We start from the raw sequence: 19,614 nt of genomic DNA, 5'->3' as shown, positions 1-19,614 counted from the left end.
TCCTCTCTGTGTGATGCGGGAAAATTATAAAGATTGCACGGTGGAAGGATAAATATCTGCAGTGCTATTCGGAATAGCAAGGCCGATGGCAAGAAGTGCAATAAAGCCCACAATAATGAGTGCATTAATGATCAATCCTGTGATAGCAAAGGCCTTCTTACGGTTTTTCAACGCGATTCCAATAATACCGACCACAAGTCCGCTACAATTCAGCAACAGACTGCCTAGAAAAATAAAAGGAAGCAGCACGGTTCCGGTTTGTTGCAGAACGACTTCCGGATTCATCGTTTGGTACTGGCTGAAATGAGCAAGCAGATTAATGACCATAATAGCCATAATAATATATCCGATCAGACTGACGAGCGACATAATAAAAGAAGCAATCCCGGGACCGGAGTGCTTGAGTTTGATCGGAGGCTGGTACACAGGAGCTTCTGAAAAAACAGGGTGCTCCTCAGACGCAGCAGGATTTTGCAAATTAGGATCTTGGGTTTTCATTTTTTCAACTCCTTGAACATAGTCTGAACAGGTACTAATTTTCCACAAAATAAGCAAAAAAGCAAGCCGCCTTACACATTACCCTCCAAAAGGCAAGGTTTAAACACCAAATTCTGTAGGGATCCAACCATACGGGCTAGCTGGTAAACTTCATACCTATTCGATAAAATAGGAAGAACGTTAGGATTAATGAATGAGAAGAAAGGAGTACATAAATATGCAACGTAGATGGATAATTATGGGATCTATAATGATGCTGTTGGCAGTAGCCATTGGAGCGTTTGGAGCACATATTGTGAAAGCGCAAATTGACGCGGATGCATTGGCTGTGTATGAAACAGGTGTAAAATATCATATGATTCATGCTGTCGGTTTGCTGATCATTGCATTGGCTGCCGGACAATGGGGGGCTTCGAACCGTTTAAGGTGGGCAGCGCGTCTGCTGTTCACGGGTATTATTTTATTTTCCGGCAGCCTATATGTGCTAAGTTTGACCGGAATCCGTGTCCTGGGTGCTATTACTCCATTGGGGGGCGTTTGTTTTATTGCAGGCTGGGCATGCCTGGCCTGGCCTGCAATGGGGCTGAAGAAAGAGGATTAGTGACTCGATTTGGGAATACGAAAAAAGAGAATCAATAGGAAAGGTGTATCGCATTTCCTATCGGTTCTCTTTTTTTCATGCTTTAGTTCGTGTTGAAAGTTATTGTGTTTACGTTGTGATTTCATCAATTTCATTCATTTTAAAGGAGTACACTTGCTTCTCATCCACATGATACACACTCAGCAAGTTGTTGCCATGATCCAGGTTGAGAATGCGGCAGGGAATGCTGCGCTGTCCGCCATAGCGATTCACGATTAAACGCACAAGTGTATTATCTTGTATATAGCGCTGAATCCATTCATATGTGTTAAGTTCTTGTTGTGTTGCAGGCTTCGGCTGTGTGCGGGATTGTTTGATCTCTTGAACGGCAGCTGGCTTAGTCATAACAGCGGCAGACTTCTTTTTGGAAAACTTTTCCGCAAGCTTAGTGGCGGGGTCCGATGAGTCGTTAGCAGACTGTTTTTTTAGATACAAAGCAGCTTCGATTAAATTACCAAGTTCGATGCCAGATTGAATCCGGCTATCGGCAATTTGATCATGTTGGCTCAAGAGATTAAGCAAGAACTGAAGGGCCTCTACGTTCGAACGGCCTTTAACTAATACATCAACATTAAATAAATAACTGGTTTCGTCTTGATTTGATTCCTTTTTCATACATCCTCCAGCCCAAGCCCTGGGTATATAGTCTTTTATATTATTTATCAATATATCATTAAAATGTAATCTATCATAGTACCTTAGGCCCTGATATTGGATATTAACAAAAATTAACTCTGCATAAAGACCTATGCATAAAAATTTGTTGGATATGTCCGAATTATAAAGCCCACTGTAATTATATATCGAGAATAAATGAGGCGGAGGGCGAAATCAAGTGGTTTAAATTTTAAATATTTTACAGTTAGCAAAATAGGAAAAGACCCCTCAATAAAAGGAGTCTGAGCCTGCATTGTCTTTGTTGGTGATTCGGCTGCTTCCTTTAATATAGAAAAAAAGTCTTTAGGGTCGTACAGAGCATACCTCATGTAACCTCTCAGAAGCGTGGGTTTAATTTCACCTGTGAGCCTTTGCCGCTCGTCTGGATTCCAGTGTCCTTCACTCCGGCTTCCTTTAGGTCGACCAGCAGTCGCTCCAGCACCGCTTTGGCGACAGGAGCTTCCTTCGCGCCGGATGATTTGACAACCAACTGCACCGGCTTGCCGGAGCGCAGATATTTGTCCGCCTGACGCAGCTTCGTATCGTAATCATGCTCCTCAATATGAGCAGTGAAGCGCAGCTCCTTGATTTTTTCTTTACCGCTCTTTCCAACAGCTTGTCCAACATTCGTTTTGCGTGCTGCGGACTCTTTTTGCGCGAGCGCTTTCCCCTTGCCCTTCGGAACCAGGGCACAGGGCGGTGGGCTGCTCATCAATGAGGTACAGACCAGGTCTGCTCCTTTGGATCGGGCCATAGCCAAGGCTTCTGCCTTGGAGACCATACCGAGCTGTTCCCCTCCGAGTCCGGTGAGCATTACTTCGTCCGCCTTAATTTGCTCGTTGATTAATACTGCCACGTTAATGCAGCCTCCCTTAAAAACAATGATAAAGCTATCATAAACGGAACCCGTTTGCGATTCAATTTGGATTTCTGACTAAAGAGTAGCCGCACTTTTGCAAAAATATACTGCTTATGCTATTTCAATAGAATCCTTATTGACAAAAATCGCTAACCCCTATACCCTTTTACTGATAATGATAATCATTGTCTAAGGCGACGTATACATACAGGGGTGAATAAGAGGAATGAAGAAGAAGTGGAATGGCCTACTGTTATTTATGGTCTTTACTATTATGCTGGCTGGCTGTGGTCAGATAGGGGATAGCTCGAAGGCGGGAGACAGTCCGGGACCTAAACAGACGTCTCCAGCGGCTGGACCAGTGACGGTGCAGGATGATCACGGGGAAGTCAAGCTGGACAAGCCGGCAGAACGTGTCGTTGTACTCGAATGGACGTTTACCGAAGACCTGATTGCACTTGGGGTGCAGCCCGTCGGCAATGCGGACAGTGCAGACTACAAGCTGTGGGTGACGCCAGAGGCGAAGCTTGCTGATTCTGTTACGGATATAGGCACACGGGGCGAACCGAATCTGGAAGCAATTGCGGCGCTCAAGCCGGATCTTATTATCTCTAACGCAGATAATAATGCGGCCATCTATGCACAGCTTAAAGGGATCGCACCGACGATAGAATACGATCCTTATAAAGGGAACGGCTATGATTATGACCGTATGGTCGAAATTTTCAAGCAGATCGCTGTGGCTACCGGAAAAACCGAGCAGGCTGATAAAGTTCTAAGTGAACTTGACCAGCATTATGTAGAGGTAAAGGCTGTATTGGAAAAAGTAGGAAAAACGAACTTCCACTACGCGCTGACACAGGCCTTTACGGCTCAAAATGCCGCAAGTCTACGGATGTTCAAGGACAACTCGGTTGTAGTGGAAACACTGTCGAAAATCGGCATGGTGAACGATTGGAAGTCGGACAAGACGGAGAAATACGGATTTAGCACCGTTGGCATCGAAGCTCTGCCTGCTGTACAGGACAGCAATTTCATCTACATTACGCAAAAGACGGACGACGTATTCGGAGCCGCGATGAAGAACAATTCGGTCTGGAACGGACTGAACTTTGTCAAAGGCAAACGAACCTATCCGTTGGACGGGACGACATGGACGTTCGGTGGCCCAATCTCATCCAAAGTGCTGGTTGACCAGGTGGTCGGGGTACTGACGAAATGACCCAGACAGGTACAGCAGGGTTGTCGAAGGTTTGGCGTGTAGGGAGCATCTTTGGGGGCGGTTTGGCCGTCCTTGCTGTGCTTTTTTTTGTAAGCTTGTGCTATGGAGAGTCATCCATACCATTGCGTACAGTCATTGAGGCGCTGGTCCAGCGACAGAATACACTGGACCACAATATGATTTGGGATTTGCGAATGCCACGCACGGTCATTGGAATCCTGGCTGGCGGTGCACTGGCGATTGCTGGTGCATTGCTGCAGGCGATTACCAAAAATCCGCTGGCAGCTTCTGATACACTCGGAATTAACGCTGGAGCCTACTTTGTAGTTGTGCTTGGTGCGGTGATGTTCCCTGGCTTACTGCATCAAGCGCCGTTTCTGTTCGCTGCCATAGGCGGTCTGCTGGCGGCAGTGCTCGCTTATTTCATGGGCGGCGGGCGAAAGGGAAGTCCGATTCGATTGGCGCTTGCCGGCTTGATTGTATCTATGGTCCTCGGTTCGTTTACCGGAGCACTGCATATCTTTTATTCCTTTGAAACACAGGGGCTGTTTCTCTGGGGTTCCGGCTCGCTGGTGCAAAACGACTGGAGCGGTACGATTTACGCCTGGCCCTGGGTTGTAGGGCTTTCAATTATTGCAGTTCTGCTGTCGAGGCAGTTCGATGTGCTCGATCTGGATGAGTCCACTTCCACGTCCCTGGGGCAAAGGGTTGGCTTGACGCGGGCTGTAGGTATTGTATTGGCGGTCCTGCTGTCGACGGTTACGGTGAGCGTCATCGGGCCTATCGGGTTTGTGGGACTGGTTGCTCCGCATTTGGTACGCTTAAGCGGCCTGAAAATGCACCGCTGGGTACTGCCTGGCTCTTTCCTATGGGGAGCGCTACTGCTAACGGGCGCTGACGTGCTGGCAAAAATGGTTCACCAATCAAGCATGAATCTGCCAACTGGAGCGGTCATGGCATTGATTGGGGCCCCGTGGTTAATTTGGCTGATTCTCTGGAAGATGAAGCTGCCTTCCGGCAGTGGCGGACAGTCTTCAATGAACATAGGTGTCCGTTCACGAAAATTGCCGTTCGACAGGCTGGCCACGCTATTCGGGTGCGGAGCTGTGCTGTTGACCGTATTCAGCCTGATGTTTGGGGGCATGCGTATTCCGGTAGGCGATCTGCTGTCTGGTTTGTTCGGCGGGGAGAGCGCGAATTCGGCTTTGCTGCAGTTCCGGATTCCACGTACGTTGGTGGTGGCTGGGGCAGGCATCGCGATTGCGGCCAGCGGCGTTTTGATTCAACTGGCTGTTCGCAATCCGTTAGCCGATGCCTCGATCATCGGGGTCTCTTCAGGAGCCGGATTCGGCGCGCTTGCAGTGATTATCGTCTGGCCCGGTCTGCCTGTATATATGCTGCCAGTCGCGGCAATCGCCGGAGCGATGGTCTCGGCGGCGGTGATTTTCTTTCTGTCATGGAATAAGCATCTGAACCCGTCTGTTGTGATACTACTCGGTATTGCCGTATCGGCGATAGGAGCAGCCGGAATTCAGGTGTTGATCATCCAGGGCTCCCTGTGGGGCAGCACGGGTTATATCTGGCTGACGGGCAGTACCTACGCTCGAAGCTGGGGACAGGTGATGACGATTTTGGCCTTTCTACTCGTGCTGCTGCCAGTAGCCTGGTGGCTGGCTCGTCGCTTCGATCTTTTGGTATTTGACGACAGCAGCGCCATGGGGCTGGGGCTTCCCGTGCGTCGCACCCGTTTGCTGGCGATGGCAGTGGGCGTACTGCTAGCGGGCGGAGCGGTAGCCTGCGTGGGTACGATTGGCTTCATTGGATTGATTGCTCCGCATATCGTGCGCACGCTGATCGGGCACCATGTACGCCGATCCATTATTCTGTCAAGCATCTTGGGAGCGGTAATGCTGGTGCTGGCTGACACGATTGGACGGACGGTGCTTGCACCGACGGAGATTCCTTCCGGGCTGCTGATCGCCCTGATTGGCGCTCCATATTTCCTGTACTTGATGTATCGCTCCAATAAAATCAAATCAGTGTAGTGGAAGCTGTACTTGATAAGGCTGTTCCCAAGCGGGTTTTCCGAGAGGGAGCAGCCTTTTTATGAATTGAGTGCAGTTGAAGTAAACGTGCGTTAAACTAGAGAGGTAAGGAAGAGGGGGGATACTGGATGCATTTAAATTGGACTTCAATTTTGATTACAATTGTAATCGTTGGCGTGATCTTGACGTTGTTCATCTGGGGAGTAATTTCCTTGATTAAGCGTCTTCGGTGAGCTCGAAGGATGCAGTCATCATTTTAAGAATGCATCAATTATTGGAGGAATCGGATGAATATTTGAATGGTTTCAGAGCAAGCCTGAACTCCCTGTTTCGCATAAGCGAGATTGGTCTGCCAGTTGATGATGTCCCAGAAGTGTCTAGAAAAATCACAGAAATGTTCCAGCTTGTTGAGGAGTATTTAAAAAGAGGGGAGATAGTAGGCAATTAGTGACACGTGCAAATTTCTATGTAAACCTTACCAAAAGGGAGCTTAAGTAAGTATCTGAAAGGTATATGATAATGTTCCAGAAGATGGTACAATGGATTGCGGAAAGGCTATACAATCATCAGATTGCAATATAGTCCGCTTTAAATGTTGATTATCCTAACAAGTTCCTGATAAGGGGTGGTTAAATTTGTCCAATACAACCACGATACTCACAGAGATAACGAAGCATATGAAAGATCATGATTTAATTCTAAGCGACCTAGCGAGAGAAGCAGGAATGAATCCGGGAACCATGAGTAGTGTTATTAATGGGAATCGTACTCTTTCAGTGGATCAGCTGGATCGAATTACGAAAGCGATGGGGCGTCCTGTCGGCTATTACTACGAACGTTATGTGTCTGAATATTTAGCAGAGGCTAACCCGAATTGGCGTCGAATGAGTCCTTTCTTACATAATTGTGCAAAATTAAATAAATTGGACTCTATTCACCAAGTTGTAAATCTATTGATGGATAAACTGGGTTATTCAGAATCCTTATTTGAGCTTGCGGAAGAACTATTTCATGAGAAGATGTACCAGGCGGCGGCTATACTTTATGAAAATGTGGCTGTAAGTGAGAAGAAGCAATACTCAGAACGATTGGCGATGTGTCAGTACCGCCTGTTCCAAACGAGGCAAGGAGACAATCAGGAGAAGAACTATGAAGCGGCAGTTCAATTTGAAATATATGTTGAACGGTTAGATGAGATAGATCAGCTAGAGGCGTTAAAGGATTTGGCGAATACATATCGTTCGTTACGAAAATGGGACAAAGTAGAATTATTCGCTAAAGCTCTGGGAGATAAGGCCAAAATTCAATATAAACTGAAGCAACAACGGCATCATGGGAAAAAAGAGAATTCGAAGAAACCCAACTTTCCCTTGTTTGCGTATTGGGCATTCTCGCATTTACTTCGAGCACAAGCCTGTGATGAGAGAAAAGATTATGAGAAGGCACTTCAGCATATTAGAAAGTATACTAATTTAAGTTGGGTTACGGATACAGATGAAGAAACTTTGGAATGGAAAAACAAATATGAAGACTGGGCGGTAGTAAACACGTACGTAAATAAGCTTCTTTCTGGCGATAAGAGTGTTCTTCCCGATTACGTAGCTTATATCTCTTCAAGAAAAGACGAGGTTCTTCCTGCGCTTGATAATATCCTTAAGGCGGCTAACCGATACCATTTTGATGTGGATGATATTTTAAAGCAATTCGAGGCGAATATTTCATTCTATCTGGAGGAACAGAAGGTTGAGAGCTTTTATACTCAACGCTTTATAACAGAACGCTTCATGCATTTTTCAAAGGAATTAGCAGTTTACTATTTGACCAAAGGAAGATATTCTGATGGCTTTCAATTTTTATTAAACTGTTTGGAAAAATCTGCATCCACCAATAATAAATCGTATATAATTAAATGTATGAGGCTGTATGAGTTTTATCAGGAGTATGCACCACCTGAGACGAAGACAGCGTACAGAAATTTAATGCACGAGGTGGATAAGGATGAAACGTAAAATATTTTTAACCTTTTTAGCAAGCAGCTTTATGGTAGCAGCGATAGTGACTACGCCTTTATATTTTTATAATCAAGGGTCCAGCCATTATACTACTCACCATGGCGAGATGTAATCATTTCGTTTAGAGATAAGATGATATAATTAGTGAAAGGGCAAGATGGTATGATCCGTCTGGTCCTCTTTTTTATATCGCCTGTTTTATTGTACATGCACCATAAGGCTGCTGCGGATACATAGAGTAAGTTTAGGAGTAAAGAACCAAATTCATGTCACATTATGGAATATATTGTTTTTAATGTAGAGAAAAAGAAAAATAATCGGTATATTGGTATAGGAATGATATTCCAGCGAGAAGTCTATTTCATCAGGAGTGATTATAAGATTTCCAAATTTCCTAAAAGGGGTGCTAATCTTGAAAAAACTATTGGCTTCCAAGAAAAAAATTTTTTCCATGGTCGGAATATTATCTTTTGCCGTGATTTCTATTAGTTCCACTTCTTTTGCAACTAGCTTTACTGGAGGGAGAAGCTCAGCCAATTTTAGTGCATATTATGATTCCTCGGTTTCTAAAAATGGCTATACCGGTGCCTATGACATCGCCCGTTCTGATTGGAACGCTGCGTCTGGATCAGTAAACATTGGTAAAACGACATCGACGAGTGGGAACCCAGACAGATATTATGTCGGTTCTACAGCCACTTCCGGTTTATTGGGATTGACAACTCCGTATAAAACATCTGGTGGTGTAGCGGGTGTAAGCGATAAATGGGCATATGCCACGGTGGTGATTTATCACAATCAGATGCAGGCTTACGGTATGAACTCCGTGCAAAAAACCTCCAACGCAACTCATGAGGTTGGCCATACGTTATCTCAAGCACATCCATCAACCTCTAGTAGCTCTGTCATGAAACAAGGTATTCAGTCTATCGGTGTTCAGGCATATGACAAGCAATCCTTAATTGCTAAGTGGGGAAACTAATTAGCATAATAACTAATTTGGGAAAGGGGTACTGTTATGACTTTTAATAAAAAAATAAAGCTGGGTATTTCTGTTTTGGCGATAGGGGCATTCATTGCTTCAGGGAGTCTCTTTTTTACATCTACGAACGCTTCTCCGAATTTCTCAGAGATGAATACTCCCAAAATTTCGCTGGAAGCTTCTTATATTGATTATAAAACTGTAAGCGAATTGGACTCCAATGCAGAGCTTATTGTGATAGGGACTCCTTTGCAGGAGTTTGATGATCGACAACATATCGTTACAAGCTTTGAGGATGGTACGATACAAGACTTTTATACACTTACGAATATAAAAATTGATAAAGTAATTAAATCACCCGAAGGCACAGCATTAAACGTAGAAGAGCCTCTGTCTATCGTGGAACCGATTTCTTATATTGATGATGCTGGAGGCAAGAAAAAAATAGCCTATGAGGATTATACTGAATTGAAGCAAAATGAAAAAAATATTATTTTTCTCAAAAAAAATACACAAGGGCAGTATAGTGTAATCAATATGGATCTTGGCAAGTTTGCGATTGAGCCATCATCTCAATCTCCCAGTTCTTCGGTGGATAAACAAGACTCCAAAGAACAATTTAGAGAATCCGTTTTGGAGAAATATGGTTTGAAATAAAATTTAAAAAGGCCTGTTTTTTGAATGAAACCAAAAAACAGGCCTTTTTAGTTAATTTTTAGTTTTCACGAGTAATTTTTTTATTGAATTTGTGGAGTTGACTGATAGCTTATATGCAGTATAGGGATCTTTCTTATTTATATACATAGCATTGCTGGTCGAATCGTTGGGGTTAATCCATAAACAATAAGATTCTTCAGTTTCATCCTTTTGGAAAGTAAGTTCGTAATTTGGAGAAGCTGTATTAACAATACCTGATATTTTTTCTGATGTATTCAATGCATTGATAAAAATCTTGGTGTCAGTTTTATCTTTGAATGTAGCAAGTATATCTTTTTTAGTTAGCTGTTGTAGAGGGGTGCCCTTTTGTAGTTTATAAACGATTAGTGTATCATGCTCTTTCGCGCTTTGAGCAAAAGCTTCTTTTTCTGCGTTAGAGCTGTAAGTGGTTATTAACAACAGGACGATAGTCAAAAATAAGATGCTACTTTTCCGCATAATAAGAGCCACCCCCTTTCTTGACTTTACCTATTTGCTTTATAGACGGTCTATATTGGAAAAATGTTTCAGTTTGAAAAAATAGAAGGGCCTATAGCCCCGAAAGGTATCTAAAGTAAACAACTGAAAGGTATATAGCTTTGTTCCAAAAGATGGTACAATTATGGGTGATAAAATGATTTATTCAACTACATATGGCGAGTCTACGTTGAAAGGGTGGTTTATTCATGAAAATCACACTTACGATTAGAGGAGAATTAGAACAATATCTAAAACAAAAAGGTTTGAGTATGACCGAGTTTGGACACATCATTGGTTTAAATGTAGGCACGGTTAGCAGTATTGTTACTGGAAATCGTATTTTATCCGTTAACCAATTGGATCGCATTACTGCGGGGATGGAATTACCGCCAGACTATTTTTATGAACGTTACATTGAAGAATGTATTGAGGAAGAGCCGCTGAACTGGCGAAGAATCAGCCCTTTTTTATACGGATGCGTGGAGCATGACCGACTTGATTGCTTGCAGCGCGTTGTATTTCTGTTGCTGGATAATCCAATCTATCCTTCGTTGCTCTTCGAAATGGCCGAGCATATTTACAGAGATGGTCACAAGGAAGCAGCGGCGTTCCTTTATGAAAATGTGGCTGAGAGTGAAAAGCATCAACATTCAGAGCGATTGGCAGTTTGCCAGTATCGATTGTTTACGATTCGTATTGGAGACGATCAAGAGAAAAACTATGATGCAGCTGTTCAATTTGAGCCCTACGTTGAACGGTTAGATGAGATAGATCAGTTAGAGGCGTTAAAAGATTTGGCGAATACATACCGTTCGTTACGAAAATGGGATAAATTAGAACTGTTCGCTAAAGCTATGGGAGACAAGGCTAAAATTCAATACAAACTGGAGCAGCAGCGACACCATGTGAACAAAGACAATTCGAAGAAACCCAATTTTCCTTTGTTTGCTTATTGGGCATTCTCCCATTTACTTCGTGCAGAAGCTTGTCAAGGGAGGAAAGACTACGAGCAAGCACTTCAGCACACTTATGCTTACGCCGATTTGAGTTGGGTGAATGCTACGGATGAAACTGCTTTGAAGTGGAAGAGGCAATATGAAGACTGGGCAGTAGTGAATACGTTTTTAACTAAGCTTCTTTCTGGCGATAAGAGCGTTCTTCCCAATTATGTAAATTATATTTCTTCAAGAAAAGATGAAGTTCTTCCTGCACTTGATATTATCCTTGAGGCGGCTAACCGATACCATTTTGATGTAGATATTATTTTAAAGCAATTTGAAGGAGAAATTGTCTCTTTTCTGGAGCAGAAAAAAGTGGAAGGGTTGTATACTCAACGATTCACAACGGAGCGATATACTCATTTCTCAAGGGAATTGGCGATCTATCTTTTGCGTAAGGGGAGGTTTTCAGACGGCTTCGCATTTTTGTTCAGTTGTTTGGAAAGGTCTGCTGAAGCTAATAATAAAATACAAGCAATCAGATGTATGAGGTTGTTTACACATTTTAAAGAACATGCATCTGCTCATACGAAGGCAGTCTACGGAAATCTGATTAAAGTGGTTAACGAAGATGAAGAGTAAGCTGATCAAGAGGTTAGATGGGATTACCCGTCTAGCCTTTTTAGTGTGTTTGGCTGAAGAAATGGTTATATGTAGTAACTCGGGCCTATTGAATAACGAAAAAAAAACGTTATAATGTGAATGAATAATAAATAACCATCCAGAAAATATTCATAAAAAGAGGACGTCGTTCATATGAAGAACAATACTAAAGCAAAAATTAAAAAAGTCGCAGAGGAGCTGATTATAAAGAAGGGTTACAGGGATACGACCGTTCAGGATATTGCGACAAGCGCAAAAGTGGCTGTGGGGACAATTTACCGCTATTACAAAAGCAAGGATGACATCCTCATGGACATCGGCCGATTGGATTTGAAGGATGTTTCCTACTCTCAGGACATCCGGCGGAAGGAAATCATAGAGGCTGCTCTTAATGTTTTTGGGACAAAAGGGTACAGTCGTACAAACATTGAGGATATAACCAATGAAATAGGTATGTCCAAAGGAGCTATTTATCAATATTTCAAAAACAAAGAGGAACTGTTCATATCCACGATCAGGGAAACTTCACAGATGCAGCTGCTTTTTAAGCTCACAAAGCTGGAGCAAGAAACGGCAAGTATAGAGGAATTTCTAGTTGAAATTGGAATGGTGTTTTTATCTGTGTTCGAAGACCCGCGAAAAATCAAACTTATGCGGATTATCATTGGAGAAACGCCTAACTTCCCGGAAATAGGGGAACTGTTTTACCATGAAGTCGTCGAAAAAGCCTCCGAGCAGATCGGCAAAATGTTAAAGCCCCATGTATCTAGCGAGATAGATCCTGTCCTTTCGATTAGGCTGTTTATTGGTTCAATTTGGTCGTTTGTGATTTTCCAGGAGATGGTTCCCATGAAAGATAGAAAATATGAGAATGAAGCCATTATTCAACACGCCATACGTGTTTTTCAGCATGGCATCATACCAACAGCATAGCTCTAGCGTCCTGACATTGATGTGTATGTAACTCCAAGCCGATAAGGAGAGTGTGTTATGAAAGTTCTAATTTCACCCATGTCAGCTATGGTAGAAACAAAAGGACCTTTTTCAAGAACAACCTTATTAGCAAACGAATGTATCAAAAGAGGCCATGAAGTAGCATTATGCGCGCCAGAAGATGCAAATTATCATAGTATTCATAAAGTGAAAAATTATTATGCGCCTGTTCCTTCACTCTTAGGGACACCTGTATTTATCGGCAAGAGTATGTTAAAAATATTTCAATCATTGGGAATTCAGCCCAAAAAGAAAGCTAACAGCTTTGAAGATGTTTTACATTTTATAGGAGCCATCAATAGACGATATTTTCTAAAAGATGTGTCTTCCATTAGAAAAGCAATTCAAGAATTTAAACCCGACGTTATGTATTCAGAATTTAGAATATCAGCTATTGTCGCCGCCCGGTTGGAAAAGGTGAAAATTGCCACGGGATTCAGTTATCCAGTTCAAAAAAGCTTTGCTTCCAACCCTGAATATAGTAAGGGCGTTAATAAGTACTTGAAAGACAATGGCTTAAATAAAGTGGAATCGGTTTTAGAAATCTTCGATTGGGCAGATGTAAAGATTATTCCGAGTTCTTATGAGTTGGAACCTGTGGGTGAGGAGGATATAGCTTTTGTGGGGCCTCTTTCCGCACCAGAGGGTACAGACGCTAAAACCGAAAAGAATAAAATCATAGCCTATATGGGGAATGGTGTGATTTCACCAAAGCAGGTTATAAAAGAGTTAACTAAAGCTTTTGAAGGATCTGACTATGAAGTATATATTGCATCAGAGCTAGTAAAACCCTTTGAGAAAAACAACATCATTGTTGGCAAAAAATTTGATTTTAGCAAGCTTATGCCGGAAGCTAGAGTTTATATAAATCATGGTGGGCAAAATAGTATTATGACTGGCTTGATCTATGGAGTACCTCAAATCGTATGTCCTGGCGGTGTGTTTGAACGGCGGTACAACGCCTCTTCAGTAGCCAAGTTAAACGCAGGTGTATTGCTTGAAGCACATGATTTCAACTATGAAACAATAAGAAGAATCGTTGATGATTTTAATGAGAATCCCATATTTGCTAATAATGCTAATATAGCCGGAGAAAAGTTGTTAAGTCTCGGAGGCGTAAGAAATGCCGTTCAGGTTATAGAAAATCTTGTATTGAAATGATTTAAGCTATAAGAATGCAGCAGTAACTACAATTATTGCATATCTCACAGTTGCTGGATTATTTTTAATTTTGTCGCATCAGTTCTTGGTCGATAGCCTTTTAAACTCTTCCCTTGTCCGTGCAGAATTTCTAACGTGAAGCGTTCAATGAAGCTAAGATGTGAATAGCTCATGGAGGATTCTACTGTGTGAATGCAGTTGTGATGACTCTATTTCTACACGAATCCTTCCATGGGCCATTTTTATGTGTTTCCAGCCGAGTGTCGCATTTTATATTATAATTCGTCATATGTGTGCTGTACATAAATAAGCATACTACCGTTATAATCCTTCAAAGCCAATCTTGGTATCAGACAATCAATTTATTTTTTTTCTTTATGTTTGTAATTATACGCCCCATCATCTACTCCTTTAACGGGGGCTTGGCTATACTGAATAATTTTATCCTGCTCTTTTTTATAAAAATACCTTGCATTGGTTTCGTCCTTGAATATAACTTGTGTACTAACTAAGGGAGCTTTACCTATTTGAGTTTCAACTGAATAAATTTCAGATGGTTTGTATCCTTGAATTTTTACAAGATAGTTGAATGCTTCGTTTTGAGTATGACTTTTAGTGAAGCTACTAAGCATCCAAACGCTTGCAAATATAATTACTATAAAGATTACTACTCCATATTTTTTCATAACTATCTCCTTTGTTGGATTATCCTAGCACTAACATAACTATTCAAGCAGGAGATATTATTTATAATCCTAAGTCGTTTTCTACTTTCCTTGCTGGTCACGTTGGCATTGTAGGAACCGACTATAGAATCTACCATGTCCATCCATACGGCCCCGGCATTTCAGAGAGTTTAGACTCGTATATTTCACGGTTTTCTAAAGGTAACACGTTTACAATCATGCATGCATATGGTGGAGGTGGCCTTTCCGCAGCCAGATGGGCAATGAACAATATAGGTAGGGTGCAAAATTATACTTTTAACCATACACTTAATAATGTTGCTGATAGTTATTGTTCCAAATTTGTTTGGCAGGCATATTATTTCGGAGCAGGGAACGACATTGCAAATCTTTATCAAACATCAATCGGTTTCGTGTTACCATCTGATATTGCCAAGTATAACTCTACGGTTGGTAGTTTTCATAAAACTTACTAAATACTACTTCAATGTTAATAGTGTGAAAAAAGAAAGACAAATATAACATCAATTTTACCATCCAGTTGTCCTGTATTGATGATGACTGGATTTTTTGGTTGATGTGAATTAGGGCATCCGAACGCCTAGAATGGGCTGAAGAACTTGAACAATTGGAGAGATTAAAGGCAAAGGAGTATCAGAGGACTCGTATAGATAATGAAATCAACATTACACAAAATTTTGCGTACGAAGGAAGTAATAGACCTAATCAATAATGAAGAAGACCTCTAATTTATGGGGTCTTCTTTCGTGTTTAATTATTCGAATTAGGATTATTCAACACGCTTACGGATTTCAAATAAATCATTTGGTGTTACATCGAAATAAACACAGAGTTTTGTTATTAACGAAGCAGGTATACGCTTATTGACCATATCTTTATTATGAATTAAATCAGTGATGGTTGTTCTTCTATGATCAATATCTTCAGAAAGCTTTAATGCAGACACATCATGCTTTTCAATTATTTCACCAAGCTTGCAATACAAAATCCACTCATTATTATCCACTGAAAAAACCTCCACATATCTGTTAAAGAATGATTGCACACTAAACGTTCAATATGATAGAATGAATTATGTAATTGAACGTTAAACGTTCAATTGATTATTATCACTTAAACAAAGGAAGATGCAGTACTTTCTTTAGCTTTGCTATTGCCATTTTACCAATATCTCAAGGAGGAAGATACCCAGTGACCAAAAAAGCTAACAATCAAGCCATCATTGACATTGTACGAATGAAGCAAGTATGGGAATCAGAAGAAGGAGCTTCTGAAAAGGAGCTGCACTATTACCATATCACCGATTCCCTCAATCGCAAATGGCAAACAATTGGCTTGAATGTCTCAGATGCAATTAGCGTATTCGAGCAAGGTAATGACGACAATTGGACTCGTATTATTGAGCCAGCACCGTACAAACCTGACTTGTCCACCAATGATCTAATCAATATGCTCAATATTTCCCCTGAAGCTTGGCGTATTCGTAATGACATGCAAATCATCTTGAACACTGTTGAACGTCGTAATACCTTCATTAGCTGTATAGTCAACGTGAATGGAGAAAGTACATTTCTTTTACTTCATCAAATGAAGGATGAATATTTACAGCATAATCAACTTTCAGATAAACGGTTTATGCAATTGTATGCTGTGAATCCTGTGGAAGCCTTGTCCATGTATTTCCTTGAGACATTGGATGTCATCGCTTATTGGGAATGGGAAGCTGCTGGAGGAACATATGAGAAGGCTATTCAATATAAATCAGAGAAACCATTGCTGCCCTTTATTCAGGCCATTGAACGTGCTGAGGACGAAGCGAGAGGAATTGTTTCGGGTTTCTAATGTGTCACATTACACAACTATCATTTCTAAAGGAGAAGATACATATGTCCACCAAGAAAGGAGCAATACCAATGTACAAAACTGGGAAGCTGATGGACGGCAAACTATACCTTAAAACAATAGATGGTAGCTGGATCAACCTCAAGATGTTGGCTCAAGCTGACAGAAAGACCGTGTAAAATGAATTTGGACTAAATGTTATAAAGAGGAAAGCAAAATTAGAAGGAATGTGTGTACAGGAGTCAGAGAGGGTTAAATTTAGCCACTTTGATATGTAAATAAGCGCCTAGTGATAGGCGTTTAATTTACTATACTTATCCAAAATAATATGGGAAATTGTACCTGCATGTTGTATTATAAGGAAGTGTGAAAAAGAGCTAGAGCAGCTAAGGAGGAGCAGAATTGTATATATTTATGATTATTGGTGTCATTACTGTATTGATTGTTTTAGTGTTGCTACGCTTATTTAAAAAGCCAAGTGTTCAGGAACCGTATAAGGTAACGCAGGACATTGACCCTTATATAATCGGCATTAACGAAATAGACCGTATGGAAGATGGCAAGGACTTTGAAATGTATCTGTTCAGACTGTTCCTGTGTTTAGGCTATGGTGATGCGTATAAGACACAAGACAGTAGAGATTTTGGAGCAGATTTAGTATTTACGGATCGTGATGGATACCGCAATGTCATTCAGGCCAAACGGTATGCAATCACCAATCCTGTTGGTTTGAGTGCGGTTCAGGAAGTATACAGCTGTATGCGGTATTACAGAGCGAAGAAGTCTATTGTCATAACTTCAAGCAAATACACTACCTCGTGTGAACAGTTAGCCAGTTTTAATGGAGTGAAGCTGTTAGATCGCAATGATTTAATTAAAATGATTGAGCTATTCAAAGCACAGCAGCATAGCAAGGTAAAAGATATCATTGAAGCAGAGCCTTACTTGAGTCTGGAATCATGGGACGATTACAGGAATAACGATAAACTAATTAAAAAGGATCGTAAGGCTGAGAAACTCATCGCTTCAGGTAACTAGATACCAAAGACTTTTGAAGTAAAACGATGATTTTACAATAATGTTACATAAAAATAATAATACAATTAGGAGCGGGTTTAAAAGTGAACAACAATATCAATTCTATCAAAGACAAATACGACAACAGCAATGATCAATACCCACATTTCAGTGAGGTAATCAAAGAAAGATTTGTAACCTTTAGCAGCAAGCCGCTTTTCACAACTGATTCCGATGGAGTATTTGACGCATTTCTTGAGGGCTTACCACTTGAAGCAAGACAACGTTATACTTGTAAATGTTGTAGAAATTTCGTAAATCGTTTTGGTGGGCTTGTTTCTATTTCTGAAGATGGCGAAATCTATTCTGCTTTGTGGGATGAAAGTAACACTCCTGAGCTTTTCATTAATTCTGTCAATGCAATGAAGCAAATTATCCTTAAATCTAGAGTTACAGGGGTGCTTGTTTCTAGTGAAAGAAATCTTGGTCAACCACACACTAATGGATGGGATCATATGTCAGTTACGCTTCCAGCAGAAAAGGTTTATCAATCTGGGTTGAAAACTGCTGGACAGGAACTGGCAGAGAAGAAAGAGGATTTCAGAATTTTGACTGCTGGACTTACGGAATATCCGCCGGAGGCTGTAGAACAAGCTGTGACTATCTTGGAATCAGAATCTTTGTATCGGTCTGACAAAGTTCTTGGTGTAGCTAAATTTCTTCAAGTTCTTCACGCAAAGCATCAAAACAGTCAGAACAGTCAAATTCGTGACAACATTACTTGGATGGCTGTTGCAAACGCTCCTTCTGGATTCTGCCATGTGAAAAGCAGCATGATCGGAACTTTGCTTGACGATATTGTTAATGGACTTTCATTTGACTCTATAAGTCGTAGATTTGCAGAAAAAATGAGTCCTTCCAATTATATGAGGGCGCAAGTTGCTCCATCCCAAGGGAACATTGAGCAAGCTGAGAAGATGGTTCAGGAGCTTGGCATTGCTAATTCGCTACAACGAAGATACGCAACGATTGAAGAAGTCCCTGAGACCATTTGGAAGAATAAAGGTTCCTTTGTGAAGCAGGGCGATGTTAAAGCTGGAGGTATATTTGGTAATATTACGCCGAAAGAGAAAACTAATACTATTTCAAGCAGAGTTGACCTTCCAAGCGCGGTTATGACATGGGATAAATTCCAAAGAACGGTGATGCCATCGGCAGAAAGCATTGAAGTGAAAATCGACAATCCAAATAGATTTATGGCATTGGTTACGGCTTCCGATGATACTGCACCTAACATTCTGCAATGGGATAACGCATTTAGCTGGTATTATCATGGAGGTATTGACGGAGAGATCAAACGTAGGGTTGAGAGTGCAGGTGGTCAATATGAGAACAATGAAATCCGATGCTCGCTCATTTGGGAAGGATACACAGATCTTGATTTGCATTGCGTGACCCCTAACGGTGAACATATTTACTACGGAGACAAGCGAAGCAGATGTAATGGTTGGCTGGACATTGATATGAATGGTGGAGGTCATAGAGATTACTCGCCAGTAGAAAATATCAGATGGAGCGAAGGAGAAGCTAGAAATGGAACATATAGATTCTATGTTCATAATTACTGTGAACGAGGAAAAGGAAGCACACCATTCAAGGTAGAGCTTGAAGTCAATGGAAAAATATATTCCTATCATGGCGTTGCTGGCGGTGATGGCTATCAACAAGACGTATTTATATTTAGATATATTAAGGGGCAGCATCCAGAAATCGTTAACTCAAATTCATATTCTTCTGATGATGCATGGAATGTTTCAGTTAATAGTTTTGTCAAGGTAAACGGAATTACGAATTCTCCAAATTTGTGGGGCGAAGAGAAAGTTACTCATACAGGCCATCATATCTTCTTCTTGTTGGACGGATGTAAAGACTTGTCGGAGGGTAAAGGCAGAGGATTCTTCGTCGAAACACTGAAACCAGAACTTCGTGAAATCAGAAAGACGCTTGAAGCGTATACCGCCAATACTCCAATTGAAGGAATTGAAGCAGCGTCAGCTAGTGGTGTGGGTTACTCTAAGGACAGTGAGTGGAATTTGATTGTGAAAGTAACATCAGGCAATTCCACACGACTCATTAAGATTGATCGTTGGGATTAGTATTTAATAATTATCTTGGAAAAGTGGGAATAATAAATCTTCCACT

19 protein-coding genes are annotated in these 19,614 nt (G+C 41.3%); 13 read left to right on the top strand and 6 right to left on the bottom strand.

All coding sequences use genetic code 11. The features are described from left to right. Positions 1 to 24 precede the first annotated feature (24 nt). Entirely contained in the window at positions 25 to 498 is a 474-nt protein-coding gene (locus tag KQI_RS0122585; protein WP_010349157.1) for a hypothetical protein, read from the bottom strand. 217 nt (positions 499 to 715) lie between these two features. On the opposite strand from KQI_RS0122585, the gene KQI_RS0122580 reads away from it, so the two are divergent. Then, complete coding sequence (locus tag KQI_RS0122580; RefSeq protein WP_010349156.1) at positions 716 to 1,099, top strand: DUF423 domain-containing protein; 384 nt, start codon at positions 716 to 718, stop codon at positions 1,097 to 1,099. A 108-nt stretch (positions 1,100 to 1,207) separates the two neighbouring features. Here KQI_RS0122580 and KQI_RS0122575 read toward each other — a convergent pair whose 3' ends face one another. Beyond that, positions 1,208 to 1,753, bottom strand: a complete 546-nt coding sequence (locus KQI_RS0122575) for a hypothetical protein (RefSeq protein WP_010349155.1) — start codon at positions 1,751 to 1,753, stop codon at positions 1,208 to 1,210. Between the two features lie 379 nt (positions 1,754 to 2,132). Continuing rightward, entirely contained in the window at positions 2,133 to 2,651 is a 519-nt protein-coding gene (gene infC / locus KQI_RS0122565; RefSeq protein ID WP_010349153.1) for a translation initiation factor IF-3, read from the bottom strand. A gap of 229 nt (positions 2,652 to 2,880) precedes the next feature. Between infC and KQI_RS0122560 the strand changes: the two genes are divergently transcribed. From KQI_RS0122560 to KQI_RS0122530, 5 genes are all read left to right on the top strand, one after another. Further along, positions 2,881 to 3,876 carry an ABC transporter substrate-binding protein gene (locus tag KQI_RS0122560; protein ID WP_010349152.1) on the top strand — a complete coding sequence of 332 codons (996 nt, stop codon included), beginning with the start codon at positions 2,881 to 2,883 and terminating at the stop codon, positions 3,874 to 3,876. Then, a complete protein-coding gene (locus KQI_RS0122555; RefSeq protein WP_010349151.1) occupies positions 3,873 to 5,921 on the top strand; it encodes an iron ABC transporter permease in 2,049 nt (682 codons plus the stop codon). The genes KQI_RS0122560 and KQI_RS0122555 overlap by 4 nt, the downstream gene beginning before the upstream one ends. Before the next feature lie 635 nt (positions 5,922 to 6,556). Then, entirely contained in the window at positions 6,557 to 7,930 is a 1,374-nt protein-coding gene (locus KQI_RS0122540) for a helix-turn-helix domain-containing protein (protein ID WP_010349149.1), read from the top strand. A gap of 415 nt (positions 7,931 to 8,345) precedes the next feature. Further along, positions 8,346 to 8,915, top strand: coding sequence for a hypothetical protein (locus KQI_RS0122535; RefSeq protein WP_010349148.1), 570 nt, complete (start codon positions 8,346 to 8,348; stop codon positions 8,913 to 8,915). Positions 8,916 to 8,951: 36 nt separating this feature from the next. Further along, the gene (locus tag KQI_RS0122530; protein WP_010349147.1) at positions 8,952 to 9,572 is read left to right on the top strand and encodes a hypothetical protein; all 621 of its coding nucleotides are present in this window, start codon (positions 8,952 to 8,954) and stop codon (positions 9,570 to 9,572) included. Positions 9,573 to 9,623: 51 nt separating this feature from the next. Here KQI_RS0122530 and KQI_RS0122525 read toward each other — a convergent pair whose 3' ends face one another. Further along, positions 9,624 to 10,070 (bottom strand): YhfM domain-containing protein, encoded by a 447-nt coding sequence (locus KQI_RS0122525; RefSeq protein WP_010349145.1) that lies wholly within the window; start codon positions 10,068 to 10,070, stop codon positions 9,624 to 9,626. Positions 10,071 to 10,297: 227 nt separating this feature from the next. On the opposite strand from KQI_RS0122525, the gene KQI_RS0122520 reads away from it, so the two are divergent. The 3 genes from KQI_RS0122520 to KQI_RS0122510 all read left to right on the top strand — a co-directional run bounded on the left by KQI_RS0122520 (position 10,298) and on the right by KQI_RS0122510 (position 13,846). After that, entirely contained in the window at positions 10,298 to 11,671 is a 1,374-nt protein-coding gene (locus KQI_RS0122520; protein ID WP_010349144.1) for a helix-turn-helix domain-containing protein, read from the top strand. Positions 11,672 to 11,845: 174 nt separating this feature from the next. Next, positions 11,846 to 12,625, top strand: a complete 780-nt coding sequence (locus tag KQI_RS0122515; protein ID WP_010349143.1) for a TetR/AcrR family transcriptional regulator — start codon at positions 11,846 to 11,848, stop codon at positions 12,623 to 12,625. Positions 12,626 to 12,682: 57 nt separating this feature from the next. Further along, positions 12,683 to 13,846 carry a glycosyltransferase gene (locus KQI_RS0122510; protein WP_010349142.1) on the top strand — a complete coding sequence of 388 codons (1,164 nt, stop codon included), beginning with the start codon at positions 12,683 to 12,685 and terminating at the stop codon, positions 13,844 to 13,846. A gap of 362 nt (positions 13,847 to 14,208) precedes the next feature. On the opposite strand, the gene KQI_RS0122505 is transcribed toward KQI_RS0122510, so the two are convergent. Together KQI_RS0122505 and KQI_RS0122500 are read right to left on the bottom strand one after the other, a co-directional pair. Then, on the bottom strand, positions 14,209 to 14,532 hold the full coding sequence (locus KQI_RS0122505) for a DUF3139 domain-containing protein (protein WP_010349141.1): 324 nt from the start codon (positions 14,530 to 14,532) through the stop codon (positions 14,209 to 14,211). Positions 14,533 to 15,322: 790 nt separating this feature from the next. Beyond that, positions 15,323 to 15,559: a helix-turn-helix domain-containing protein gene (locus KQI_RS0122500; protein WP_010349140.1), complete on the bottom strand. Its 237-nt coding sequence runs from the start codon at positions 15,557 to 15,559 to the stop codon at positions 15,323 to 15,325. Between the two features lie 185 nt (positions 15,560 to 15,744). Here KQI_RS0122500 and KQI_RS29015 point away from each other — a divergent pair, with 185 nt between their 5' ends. The 4 genes from KQI_RS29015 to KQI_RS0122480 all read left to right on the top strand — a co-directional run bounded on the left by KQI_RS29015 (position 15,745) and on the right by KQI_RS0122480 (position 19,568). After that, positions 15,745 to 16,395 carry a hypothetical protein gene (locus KQI_RS29015; protein WP_010349138.1) on the top strand — a complete coding sequence of 217 codons (651 nt, stop codon included), beginning with the start codon at positions 15,745 to 15,747 and terminating at the stop codon, positions 16,393 to 16,395. Between the two features lie 44 nt (positions 16,396 to 16,439). Then, complete coding sequence (locus KQI_RS29575; protein WP_010349137.1) at positions 16,440 to 16,574, top strand: hypothetical protein; 135 nt, start codon at positions 16,440 to 16,442, stop codon at positions 16,572 to 16,574. A 223-nt stretch (positions 16,575 to 16,797) separates the two neighbouring features. After that, positions 16,798 to 17,433 (top strand): restriction endonuclease, encoded by a 636-nt coding sequence (locus KQI_RS0122485; protein WP_010349136.1) that lies wholly within the window; start codon positions 16,798 to 16,800, stop codon positions 17,431 to 17,433. Positions 17,434 to 17,516: 83 nt separating this feature from the next. Next, positions 17,517 to 19,568 carry a YfaP family protein gene (locus KQI_RS0122480; RefSeq protein WP_010349135.1) on the top strand — a complete coding sequence of 684 codons (2,052 nt, stop codon included), beginning with the start codon at positions 17,517 to 17,519 and terminating at the stop codon, positions 19,566 to 19,568. Positions 19,569 to 19,614 lie beyond the last annotated feature (46 nt).

Source organism: Paenibacillus peoriae KCTC 3763, from assembly GCF_000236805.1.
GTDB classification, from domain to species: Bacteria; Bacillota; Bacilli; order Paenibacillales; family Paenibacillaceae; genus Paenibacillus; species Paenibacillus peoriae.
Note: the sequence above shows the minus strand (reverse complement) of the source record. Positions and strands in the feature narration are given on the sequence as shown.